The following is a 12,989-nucleotide window of genomic DNA, read 5'->3' on the forward strand; positions in this document are numbered from 1 at the left end:
TTTTTTATCTAAACATAGCACACAACATTATGATTGAAAAAAAAATATTATTCACTGATTGCCCTGATGATAAAGGCTTAATCGCAAAAATAACTAATATTTGTTACAAACATCAACTAAATATTCTTCATAATAATGAATTTGTAGATTTTGAAACCAAACATTTCTTTATGCGCACAGAATTGGAAGGTATTTTTAACGAAGCTACTTTATTAGAAGATCTAAAATATAGCTTACCCGAAGAAACGAATTGTCGATTAATTGGCACCCAACGTAAGCGAATTGTAATTTTAGTCACCAAAGAAGCTCACTGCCTCGGCGATATTTTAATGAAAAATTATTATGGTGCGCTTGATGTAGAAATTGCAGCCGTAATCGGCAATCACGATAATTTACGTGAACTTGTTGAACGTTTTAATATTCCATTTCATTTAGTTAGCCACGAAAACTTAACCCGTGTAGAACACGACAAATTACTGGCAGAAAAAATTGATGAATATACGCCAGATTATATTGTTCTCGCTAAATATATGCGTGTGCTAAACCCTGAATTTGTCGCGCGTTATCCAAATCGAGTGATTAATATCCATCATTCATTCTTGCCTGCTTTTATTGGTGCCAAGCCTTATCAACAAGCCTATGAACGCGGTGTAAAAATTATCGGCGCAACGGCACATTTTATTAATAACGAATTAGATCAAGGCCCAATCATTATGCAAAATGTGATTAATGTGGATCATACTTATAATGCAGAAGCGATGATGCGTGCTGGCCGTGATGTGGAAAAAACCGTGTTAAGTCGCGCCCTTGATCTCGCTTTACACGATAGAATTTTTGTTTATAAAAATAAAACGGTGGTGTTGTAATGGAAAAAATTACTCTTGCACCAATAAGTGCGGTTGAAGGAACAATTAATTTACCAGGTTCTAAAAGTTTATCGAATCGCGCATTACTTTTAGCCGCCTTAGCTAAAGGCACAACAAAAGTAACCAATTTATTAGATAGCGATGATATTCGACATATGCTTAACGCCCTCAAAGCATTGGGCGTACGCTATCAACTGTCTGATGATAAAACTATTTGTGAAGTAGAAGGATTAGGTGGAACATTCAATATACAGGACAATCTTTCACTCTTTCTTGGCAATGCTGGGACTGCAATGCGTCCATTAACCGCAGCACTTTGCTTAAAAGGAAAAACCGAAAGCGAAATCATCTTAACGGGTGAACCTCGTATGAAAGAACGACCGATTCTTCATTTAGTCGATGCTTTACGCCAAGCGGGTGCAGATATTCGCTACTTAGAGAATGAGGGTTATCCTCCGCTCGCAATTCGCAACAAAGGGATAAAAGGTGGAAAAGTCAAAATTGATGGTTCAATTTCATCTCAATTTTTGACCGCACTTTTAATGTCTGCGCCACTTGCAGAAAATGACACAGAAATAGAAATTATCGGTGAACTAGTCTCTAAACCCTATATTGACATTACCCTTGCAATGATGCGAGATTTTGGTGTTCACGTTGAAAATCATCACTACCAAAAATTTCAAGTTAAGGGCAATCAATCCTATATTTCGCCTAATAAATACTTGGTAGAAGGGGATGCATCATCAGCCTCTTACTTTCTCGCAGCTGGAGCAATTAAAGGAAAAGTGAAAGTAACAGGCATTGGCAAAAACTCAATTCAAGGCGATCGTTTATTTGCTGATGTATTAGAAAAAATGGGGGCAAAAATCACTTGGGGAGAGGATTTTATCCAAGCCGAACAAGCTGAATTAAATAGTATTGATATGGATATGAACCACATTCCAGATGCCGCAATGACGATTGCAACCACCGCACTTTTTGCCAACGGCGAAACCGTCATTCGCAATATTTATAACTGGCGTGTGAAAGAAACAGATCGTTTAACGGCTATGGCAACTGAACTACGTAAAATCGGTGCAGAAGTCGAAGAAGGCGAAGATTTTATTCGTATTCAACCGCTTCCACTCAATCAATTTAAACACGCCAATATTGAGACCTATAACGATCACCGTATGGCAATGTGTTTTTCTCTAATCGCACTATCAAACACACCAGTGACGATTTTAGATCCCAAATGTACTGCCAAAACCTTTCCTACATTCTTCAATGAATTTGAAAAGATTTACTTAAAAAATTAAGTAAAAAAGTGCGGTCAATTTCAAAAAAGTTTTCAAAATTAACCGCACTTTGTATATCAATAGAGTATTTTTACAATATCATACTTTTAACTTATAATTCCAAACTAGATTATTATGGTCTTAAACTGTTAGAAGAATATATATGATTGGAAAAAATCTTTATAACTATTGTTCTAACATTAACTCTAATTAGGATATAAATGCACTTTTATCAATATCTAAACGCATTTCCATATGTAATTTCGGGGGATAAATGAAACTAATATCTCTATTCTCAGGTTGTGGGGGAATGGATATCGGATTTGAAGGTAATTTCTCTTGTCTAAAAAAATCTATTAATGAGGAGCTCCACCCTGAATGGATCAGCTCCACAGAAAATGAATGGGTTACCGTTTCGCCCACCTCTTTTGAGACAATTTTTGCTAATGATATTAAACCTGATGCTAAAGCAGCATGGGTTTCTTATTTCTTAGACCAAAAAGCGAATGCAAACGAAATCTACCACTTAGAAAGCATTGTTGATCTTGTAAAAAAAGAACGGGAAACTCACAATATTTTCCCAAAAGGCATTGATATATTAACAGGTGGATTTCCTTGTCAAGATTTTTCTGTAGCCGGAAAACGATTAGGATTTGATTCTCACAAAAATCATCATGGAAAAATATCAAATATAGATGAACCCTCAATTGAAAATAGAGGACAATTATACATGTGGATGAGAGAAGTAATATCTATAACTCAACCCAAATTATTCATAGCTGAAAATGTAAAAGGATTAACGAACCTTAAAGATGTAAAAGAAATTATTGAACATGATTTTGGTCAAGCTAGTGACGAAGGATACTTAGTTGTACCAGCTCAAGTATTAAATGCTCAGTTTTATGGAGCTCCTCAATCACGTGAGCGTGTCATTTTTTTTGGTTTTAAAAAAAATGCGCTAAATAAAAAAGCTTTAGAAGAATTACAAAAAGAAAATATTGCTGAGGATTACAATCCATATCCTCCCCCAACTCATGGAAAAGAAAATTTGAAAGCTGTTGTTACATGCGCCGATGCATTTATAAATCTACAAGAACCCAATTTTAGCAAAGACCCCTCTCAACAAAAATATTCAAAAGCCAAATATATGGGAAACCATTGTCAAGGGCAGGTTGAAATTAAACTTAATTCTGTTGGCCCAACAATCCGATCTGAACATCATGGTAATATTGAATATCGTAGACTAAGCATAGAGCATGGAGGGAAATATATTAACGAATTATCTAAAGGCATGCTCGAACGTCGCCTTACTATAAGAGAATGTGCTAGATTACAAACGTTTCCTGATAGATACCAATTTATTTTACCTAAAACAGCAGAAAATGTTTCTGTTTCAGCCAGTAATGCCTATAAAATTATTGGCAATGCGGTACCATGTATATTAGCTTATAATATTGCTAAAAATATAGAAAAAAAATGGAATCTTTATTTTAAATAGGATTTATTTATGATTTTCTCTAAAAATAAGTATCCACCTTTACATGAATTCACGGCATTAATGAATAGAGTCGATAATTTTCTTAATCATGATGCAGAAAATAGGGTTGCATACTATAAGAAACGTAGTGGTATTGATTTAGAAAAAGATGTATATGAGGCTATTTGTTATTGTGCTCAAAATACTCCTTTCGAAGACACTATTAGTTTAGTATCAGGGAAACATTTTCCAGACATTGTAGCTAGTCAATATTATGGTATTGAAGTAAAAAGTACACAAGGAGATAAATGGACTTCAATTGGCAGTTCTATTCTTGAGTCTACACGAATTCCAAATATAGAAAAAATTTTCTTAACATTTGGTAAATTAGGTGGAAATATTAAATTCCTATCCAAACCATATGAGTCGTGTTTATGTGATATAGCTGTAACCCATTACCCTAGATATAAAATAGATATGTTATTAGAAAAGGGGGAGAGCATATTTGAAAAAATGGAGACCACATATGATTCTCTCCGAGAATTAGATAATCCAATAACTCCTGTAGCTAAATACTATAAATCTCTATTAATAGAAGGTGAAAGTTTATGGTGGACTTCAAACAATGTTTTAGATGATATTGCCCCTCCCAAAGTTAGACACTGGAAGGTAATAGAAAAATATGAGCGAGATATGTTAATTGCTCAAGCATATGCTTTCTTCCCTGAAACGATCTTAGGAAATCCTAGAAATAAATATGATAAATTCGCACTATGGCTAGTGACTAAACATGGAGTAATAAACACTAGTTTAAGAGATGAGTTTTCTGCAGGAGGGCAACAAAAAATAACTGATACTTGTGGTGAAACACATCTTTGTTCTGCTGTATTAAAGAGAGTAGAGAACAATATTCTTGCAATTAAAAAATTTATTTTAGAAACTCCTGAAAATATTCTAACTGAACTTTGGGGAAATTACATTAAAGATGATCGTATAACTCAATGGGCAAATTTAGTGTTATCTTATTGTAAACCTTCAAACCACAATGAAATGAAATTAATTTTGACAAAAATTGTAAATGAAAAAACAATTTTTAATGATAAAGATGATGTAAACAAATTAGAAGAAATGGCAAAAATATACATAACCAATCAGAAAATTAATAGTTTATAACAGGCAACCCAAAGTGCGGTCAATTTCAAAACAGTTTTCAAATTAACCGCACTTTCATTCCATTCTAAAAAAATCCTAAATAAAGATTATTTATACCGTTTTTTCACCGCACTTTTATCTTGCTCACGTAACCGTTCTAGTTTTTCCTTAATCTGAATTTCCATACCTCTATTTGTCGGAAAATAATATTGAGTGTCTTTTAATTCAGGTGGGAAATAATTTTCGCCTGCCGCATAAGCGTTAGGTTCATCGTGGGCATAACGATATTCAGCCCCATAGCCAAGCTCTTTCATTAAATTAGTCGGCGCATTGCGTAAATGTGGTGGAACATCGTAATCGGGTAAATCTTTCGCTTGCTGTTTCGCAGTGTTAAATGCGGTATAAACTGCATTACTTTTTGGCGCTACCGCAAGATAAATAATGGCTTGGGCGATGGCTCGCTCTCCTTCATAAGCCCCGACTCGAGTAAAGCAATCCCAAGCAGCCAATGCGACTTGCATAGCACGAGGATCTGCATTTCCCACATCTTCTGAAGCTATGGCAAGTAATCGGCGCACGACATATAAAGGGTCTCCACCCGCTGTCAAAATTCGTGCATACCAATACAGCGCAGCATCTGGAGCAGAACCGCGAACAGATTTATGTAGCGCAGAAATTAAATCATAGAAACGATCACCTTGTTTATCAAATCTCGCTTGACGTTCGCCTAAGACTTCTTTTAATAAAGTGCGGTCAATTTTCTTTCCATTTTCCGTTTCATCTGCCATATCCACCATTAATTCGAGGCAATTCAAGGCTAATCGTGCATCCCCATTAACATATTCGGCAAGCACTTGCAGTAAATTCTCTTCTAAAATTAACCGCTCTTTACCCAATCCACGTTCAGGATCTTCTACAGCTTGCTGCAAAACTTGTTCAATTTCAGCCGTTGTGAGTGATTTCAGCACATACACTCGGGCACGAGAAAGCAACGCATTATTTAGCTCAAAAGAGGGATTTTCTGTTGTCGCCCCAATAAAAATAACGGTTCCGTCTTCAATGTGCGGTAAAAATGCATCTTGCTGGCTTTTATTAAAACGATGGACTTCATCCACAAATAAGATAGTTTTACGATCTGCAAGACGATTTTGTTTTGCACGCTCAATCGCTTCACGAATTTCTTTGATACCACTCGTCACCGCAGAAATTCGCTCTACTTCCGCATTAATACGTTGTGCTATGATTTCTGCAAGGGTTGTTTTCCCCGTACCTGGTGGGCCCCACAAAATCATTGAATGAATATGGCCAGCTTGGATAGCTTTCCGCAGTGGCTTGCCCTCGCCAATTAAATGGCTTTGCCCAAAATATTGTTCTAGACTCGTTGGACGCATCTTGGCCGCCAGTGGGCGAAAATCATTTTCGGCAAAATCAAAATTGAGGTTAGACATTTTTATTTCTCACAAAATTGAAGGGCGTATTTCTACGCCCTTATTTCAAATAATCATTCATTATTTTTTGCGTTGATCATCAACTTCAATGCCTTTTTCTGGCTTGAATTGGAACAAGCTATCAGACAAGGTTTGATTAGTAATATTACGTAAAACATAAAGATTGGTTTGACCATCTTTCTCTGTCGTACTGAAATTTCGCAATATTCCATTAGCATCAACACGAATATCAAATTGCTTAATGTTGCTTGTGGATAAGGTTGGTTTTAACACAAAGGTATCCGCTTGTTGTGTTACCGTATATTGATGCCAATGGCTATTATCATTGCTGGTAAGCAAAACAAAAGGAGTATTATTTACCGCATCTTTTACCCATTGTGCGGTCACTTGTTGCACAAATGGATCGTAGAACCATAAGGTTTTACCATCAGAAATAATTTGGGTTTCTTGAGGGGTTTTAGTCTCCATACGGAATAAATTTGGGCGTTTAATTTGAAGTTTGCCACTTCCTTGTTGAACATTTTTGCCACTTCCAGAAGTCACTGTTTGCACAAATTCTGCGCTTAAAACATCGACTTTAGCCAAACGCATTTGTAATTCACTTGCCGCATCAGCCAATGCAAAATTACTCAGACCAAGCAATGCAAGTGCGGTAAATTTTAGAGTTGTTTTTTTCATTTTACTTTCCTTTTAAATTAGTATTCTGGACGATGTGATAAAATTTCACGCTTACCATTTTGCATTGGGCTTACAATCCCTTGTTCTTCCATTTGGTCCATAATGCGAGCGGCTCGGTTAAAACCTACGCTGAATTTACGTTGAATAGAAGATACTGAAGTTGTACCAGTATTAGTAACAAAATCCATTACTTCATCAAAAAGTGGATCTAATTCTCCACCACTTGATATTCCTTTTTCAACATTATCTTCATCCACACTTTCCAAAATTCCATCAATATAATCAGGTTTACCACGTGCTCGCCAATCATCCGCAATATTAATTACTTCGTCATCACTCATATAGGCTCCGTGTACGCGAATTAAATCAGATGAACCTTGTCCAGAATAAAGCATATCTCCACGCCCCAAAAGAGCCTCTGCGCCACCTTGATCAAGGATAGTGCGTGAATCAATTTTACTTGCAACGGTAAAAGCAATGCGACTTGGAATATTTGCTTTAATTAAACCAGTAATCACATCCACAGAGGGGCGTTGTGTGGCTAAAATTAAATGGATACCAATGGCTCGGGCTTTTTGTGCCAACCGTGCAATGAGTTCTTCGATTTGCTTACCCGCCACCATCATTAAATCAGCAAACTCATCGACAATAACCACAATATAACTCAATTTTTTCAATGCGGGGGGCATTGCATCCATTGTATCGCCCTGTCGCCAAATTGGATTCGGCACTGGCATTCCCATTGCTTCGTATTCATCGATTTTTTCGTTAAAACCTTCAATATTGCGTACTCGTAGAGCTGAAAGCAACTGATAACGACGTTCCATTTCATCTACGCACCAACGCAACGCATTAGCGGCTTTTTTCATATCCGTTACAACTGGTGTCAGTAAATGTGGAATATCATTATAAACAGAAAGTTCGACGACTTTAGGATCAATCATAATAAATTTCACATCTTCTGCTTGAACACGATAAAGTAAACTTAGAATCATCGTATTCACACCAACAGACTTACCTGATCCCGTTGAGCCTGCTACCAATAAATGTGGCATTTTCGCTAAATCAACAATGACTGGTTTACCACTAATATCTTTACCTAAAGCAATAGGTAAAGTTGCCTTGCTATCACGGAATTCATTGCTATCTAATACATCACGTAATGGCACCATTTGACGATGAAGATTTGGGGTTTCAATACCAATATAAGGTTTACCTGGAATAACCTCTGCCACACGAATAGAACGAAACATCAATGCTCTTGCTAAATCGGTATCGATGCTCGTGACTTTTGACGCTTTCACCCCAGGTTGTAATTCTAATTCATAACGCGTAACAACAGGGCCAACAAGCACATCTTTTACGCTGGCTTTTACATTAAAATTGCGTAATTGTTGTTCAATACGCTGTGAGGTTTCCATTATTTCATCTGGTGTAATGCGTTGTTCATTTGGCGGATATTTTAAAAGCAAATCCAAACTAGGTAATGGTGTACTCGGTTTTTCACGTTTTGTTGTTTGCTGTTGAAATGCAGGATGAATCAAACTACCACTGTAACCTTTATAATTAGGCTCTTGATTTTTGTCTAATTCAATTACGCCCACATTATTCTGTAAAGATACGCTAAATTTCACTTCATCTTTTTCTAAATCTACCTTTTCATCAACTTGAGCAGCAAAATGATTATCTGCCATTTCAGTATCAGAGGTTGATTTTAATGAAACTGTTGGCATTTCATCTTTTGTTAGCAAAGAAACTTGAGTAAAATCATCCGCACTTTGATTAATTGCTAAATCTTCTTGAACAACTGTTTTTACAGGCTTATTCCAAACTGCGACAAAATCATTTTTGCTTACCCTTTGTTCATCTGAATCACTCGATAAATTCACACTAGGCCAGCTTTCAGAATCAAACCCAAAAGAAAATTGCGGTTTTTCACTATCTTCGTTAGCGAGTTCATATTCTGATTTTATAGAAACCTCTGGATTTAATCCGCTAATATTAATTAAATGTGATGAAGATGCGTCAATTGAAATATTTTCTGCTTCTAATGATGGCTTTACTGTTTCTATTTCACTGTTTTGTTCTACATTGAGATGATTTTGATCTAGATTTTCTGTTTCTGAACGATCTGATTTTACAATCACGATTTGCTCTAATTCTTCTGTTGATTTTTCTTGTTCAGCATTTTCTGATTGCTCATTCTTCATTGTTAGCCAATAATAAAATGCAACAATCAATCGAATTAATGATGCGCCAGAACAAAAAATAAAGCCAATTAAAGCAAACACAAAACCAATTAAAATTGAACCGAATTTACCTAATACAGGATAAAACCAATTTACAACAAGCGATCCACCCAATACGCCGCCACTCAAATAAAAAGTATTACTTGATAAAAGCAACATACTCACTACACAAAGCCCAATAATCAGCATTGTAAAGCCAAAACTACGTAAAATAATTCGAGTACAGGAAAGGTGTTTAACTGCTTTTGTTTTCAATAAATAAATAGGCACGAGAAAAGCGGTGAAAGGAATAATATGGGCGACATAGCCAAAAAAAACAAAAAAAAGATCGATTATCCACGCTCCAAATGTCCCCACTTTATTAATTGTGTTTCCATACGCGCTGGCTGTAGCCCAAGAATTATCAAGGGGCGTATAACTTGACCAAGCAACAATCAAATAAAATCCAAAAAGTGCGGTCAATCCTAGCAAAAATTCAGCTAAATACTGTCTTGGCGTAAATCGTTCTGTAATTTGTTTAATCATATTATTTCAATACAAGGAAATTGGTTTGTTTTACTTCTTCCATCACAACATAAGTGCGAGTGTCATTTACACCTGGTAAACGCAATAATGTCGTCCCCAGCAATTTTCGGTATTCAGCCATATCTGCCACACGAGTTTTTAATAAATAATCAAAATCGCCCGATACCAAATGGCATTCTTGAATTTCATCTAACTCTTGAATCGCCGCATTAAATTCTTCAAACACATCGGGCTTACCCCGTACTAATGTAATTTCAACAATCACTAACAATGGGGCATCCAATAATTCTGGATTTAACAGCGCGCGATACCCCATAATCACACCTTGTTTTTCCAAACGTTTAACTCGTTCTAAACAAGGCGTTGGCGAAAGCCCCACTTTTCTCGACAAATCGATATTGGAAATTTTACCGTTGCGTTGTAATTCATTCAGAATTTTTATATCTATCGCATCCAATGCTTTATTTCGTTTTTTTTCCATTTTCTTTATTTCTTTGCACATAAAAAGGAACAACTATTCTACAGAATTTCACTTTCATTTTCAGTAGGCAATGATTTTTTTATAAATTATCTAACACAGCGAGCGCATCCGTGAGTTTTTTCACAGTAAAAACCTGCATATTTTCGACCGCACTTTTCGGCTTATTACCAAAAGGAACAATAGCACGTTTAAAACCGTGTTTTGCAGCCTCGCTAATACGTTCCTGTCCACTTGGCACAGGACGAATTTCTCCCGCTAATCCAACTTCGCCAAAAATCACTAAATCTTGCGGCAAAGGGCGATTACGGAAACTAGAAATTAACGCAAGCAATAAGGCTAAATCCGCACTTGTTTCACTAACTTTTACACCACCAACGACATTTACAAAGACATCTTGATCCGCCATTTGCAAACCTCCGTGTCTATGTAAAACCGCCAATAACAACGACAAACGATTTTGCTCTAATCCCACCGCAACACGGCGAGGATTCGCCAACATTGAATGATCTACTAAAGCTTGAATTTCAACTAAAAGAGGGCGGGTGCCTTCCCAAAGCACCATCACGGAACTGCCCGATGTAATCTCATCCCCACGACTTAAAAAGATCGCCGATGGATTTTTCACTTCTCGCAAACCTTGTTCGGTCATACCAAATACACCTAATTCATTCACTGCACCAAAACGGTTTTTATGACTGCGTAAAGTACGATAGCGAGAATCGGCTTCGCCTTCTAATAGTAATGAACAGTCAATCGCATGTTCTAATACTTTCGGCCCTGCAAGGGTTCCGTCTTTCGTTACATGCCCCACCATAATAATGGCGACTTGTCGGGTTTTCGCATAACGAGTGAGGAAAGAAGCACATTCACGCACTTGTGCCACACTGCCTGGCGATGATTGAATATCCGCCAGATGCATTACTTGGATCGAGTCTACCACTATAATTTGCGGTTTTAACTGATCCGACAAATTACAAATCTGTTCCACAGAGGTTTCTGACAACATTTTTAATTGATCGTTTGGCAATCCCAATCGACTAGCACGCATCGCAACCTGTTGTAACGATTCCTCTCCCGTCACATAAAGTGCGGTCATATTTTTCGCCAAACCACACATAACTTGTAATAACAAGGTACTTTTCCCTGCACCAGGATGCCCACCAATTAAAATCGCACTGCCCGGTACGATCCCGCCGCCTAATACCCGATCTAATTCATTAAAGCCACTGGAAAAACGTGGTGTTTCTTGCAAACTAATTTCAGAAAGGGTTTGAATTTTTGCCTGAGTTTCCCCCGCATAGCCACTAAAACGATCATTTTTTGATTTTGCCGTGGAAATTAACCGCACTTCCGTAATGGTATTCCACGCTTTACAAGCCGAACATTGCCCTTGCCAACGAGAAAACTCTGCACCACAATCGTTACATACATAAGCTGTTTTCGGGGCTTTAGCCATTTCATTCTCCGTATTTGCCGTGGGTAAGTATACCCACAGTTAATTTATGTTTATAGTGGTTCCCCTTTGGGAAACATCAAACTACCCCAACGGGGTAGCACTGAGACTAGCCTAGGGTATACCTACCCTAGGTTACATTAAATCCCCTCAGTTAATTATGGTTATAATGCTTCCCCTTTGGGGAACATCAAACTACCCCAACGGAGTAACACTGAGATTAGCCTAGGGTATACCTACCCTAGGTCATAAGATAATTCCATTAATTTGATCATTCGCTCAAAATAAACTCTACTTTTCAAAAGTGCGGTCAATTTTTCAATAGTTTTTTCATTGTCTTTCGTTTCACTATGAAAACGAATCAAGTCACGAATTTCAGCAAAGATTTTCTGATTGCTTTCTAACAAAGCTGGTAAGAGCGTTTCTTTTTGTTTCTCTGTTGCCACCGCTTCTAAGATTTTTCCATTTTCATCATAATAATGATAAAGATTAAAAAATGCCCCAACTCGCTCCACTGTTTTCATAAAATCTTGGCTAAAAAATGCGAGAGAAAAGGATAAGGTTTCTTCCAAAAGTTTCTGTTCCATTTTCAACACGGAATTAAATTTTACACAAAAATCTACCGCACTTTCTTCTCGTTCTTCTTTTAAGAAATCACGCCATTTATTTAACCAATCTGTTAAAAATTGTTTTGAACCTAACAAATAACCCCGCTTCGCTTTACTTGCACTACTAAAATAAATATCTCTTTCAAAAGGCAAAGTTTCCACAAAATCAAAAAGATCCTGCACATTGCCAGATTTTAATTCAAATTCAATTTCACAAATAGGCTGTTCATATTCGCCTGCAATAATTTTGCCTTGATCGAATGCCACTTCAATTTTGGATTGTTGAAATTCAACTAACCAAAAAGTGCGGTTAAAATCTGTGGAGAAAATAGGTTGTAATGTAGAGCCGGGTAATTGTTCAAAAGGATAAAGCCCTCTTAATTGGGCATTAGTTGGCGTTTCTTTTTCGATTAATGGTAAATTATATTCTGGGCGACTATGCAATCCACCAACAACTTTACCGTTAGTTTTAAGTGTTAATGTAAGTTCTTGATCTTCTTGACGAATACGCAACCCCATTTTTTGTTTAGCAAGAAAATGATCGGGATAATCATAATAGGTGTTACCCAAAAATAAATTTTGATGTTCTAAAATCGTAAATTTTTCAAGATATTGTGGCAATTCAATACCTATTTGTGGCGAAATCGCCAATTTTAATTCAATTTCTTGTAGCATAATATTCCTTACTTAAATTAACTGTTTGAATATACAATACAATAGAAATAAATCAAGATTTTTGTGATGGCAAACAACAATTACAACACCTTTTTTGCAG

General features: G+C 36.6%; 10 protein-coding genes. 4 read left to right on the forward strand and 6 right to left on the reverse strand.

The window, feature by feature from the left end; translation table 11 throughout:
* Positions 1-29: 29 nt before the first annotated feature.
* The 4 genes from purU (at position 30) to HMPREF2813_RS09100 (ending at position 4,793) form a co-directional block, all read left to right on the forward strand.
* Positions 30-866, forward strand: coding sequence for a formyltetrahydrofolate deformylase (gene purU / locus HMPREF2813_RS09085; protein WP_005656925.1), 837 nt, complete (start codon positions 30-32; stop codon positions 864-866).
* Positions 866-2,164: a 3-phosphoshikimate 1-carboxyvinyltransferase gene (gene aroA / locus HMPREF2813_RS09090; protein WP_048946987.1), complete on the forward strand. Its 1,299-nt coding sequence runs from the start codon at positions 866-868 to the stop codon at positions 2,162-2,164. The genes purU and aroA overlap by 1 nt, the downstream gene beginning before the upstream one ends.
* A 253-nt stretch (positions 2,165-2,417) precedes the next feature.
* On the forward strand, positions 2,418-3,641 hold the full coding sequence (locus tag HMPREF2813_RS09095; RefSeq protein WP_038439946.1) for a DNA cytosine methyltransferase: 1,224 nt from the start codon (positions 2,418-2,420) through the stop codon (positions 3,639-3,641).
* Between the two features lie 9 nt (positions 3,642-3,650).
* On the forward strand, positions 3,651-4,793 hold the full coding sequence (locus HMPREF2813_RS09100) for a hypothetical protein (RefSeq protein ID WP_005687705.1): 1,143 nt from the start codon (positions 3,651-3,653) through the stop codon (positions 4,791-4,793).
* 86 nt (positions 4,794-4,879) lie between these two features.
* Here HMPREF2813_RS09100 and HMPREF2813_RS09105 read toward each other — a convergent pair whose 3' ends face one another.
* The 6 genes from HMPREF2813_RS09105 to HMPREF2813_RS09130 form a co-directional block, all read right to left on the reverse strand.
* Positions 4,880-6,220: a replication-associated recombination protein A gene (locus HMPREF2813_RS09105; protein WP_014550847.1), complete on the reverse strand. Its 1,341-nt coding sequence runs from the start codon at positions 6,218-6,220 to the stop codon at positions 4,880-4,882.
* 60 nt (positions 6,221-6,280) lie between these two features.
* Positions 6,281-6,898 (reverse strand): outer membrane lipoprotein periplasmic chaperone LolA, encoded by a 618-nt coding sequence (lolA, locus tag HMPREF2813_RS09110; protein ID WP_014550848.1) that lies wholly within the window; start codon positions 6,896-6,898, stop codon positions 6,281-6,283.
* 17 nt (positions 6,899-6,915) lie between these two features.
* A complete protein-coding gene (locus tag HMPREF2813_RS09115; protein WP_014550849.1) occupies positions 6,916-9,672 on the reverse strand; it encodes a DNA translocase FtsK in 2,757 nt (918 codons plus the stop codon).
* 1 nt (position 9,673) lies between these two features.
* A complete protein-coding gene (gene lrp, locus HMPREF2813_RS09120; protein WP_005653255.1) occupies positions 9,674-10,153 on the reverse strand; it encodes a leucine-responsive transcriptional regulator Lrp in 480 nt (159 codons plus the stop codon).
* Positions 10,154-10,232: 79 nt separating this feature from the next.
* Positions 10,233-11,609: a DNA repair protein RadA gene (radA, locus tag HMPREF2813_RS09125; RefSeq protein WP_005656935.1), complete on the reverse strand. Its 1,377-nt coding sequence runs from the start codon at positions 11,607-11,609 to the stop codon at positions 10,233-10,235.
* 233 nt (positions 11,610-11,842) lie between these two features.
* On the reverse strand, positions 11,843-12,889 hold the full coding sequence (locus HMPREF2813_RS09130; RefSeq protein ID WP_048946988.1) for a CYTH domain-containing protein: 1,047 nt from the start codon (positions 12,887-12,889) through the stop codon (positions 11,843-11,845).
* Positions 12,890-12,989 lie beyond the last annotated feature (100 nt).

The sequence above is a fragment of the Haemophilus sp. HMSC066A11 genome, from assembly GCF_001811665.1.
GTDB lineage: Bacteria > Pseudomonadota > Gammaproteobacteria > Enterobacterales > Pasteurellaceae > Haemophilus > Haemophilus influenzae.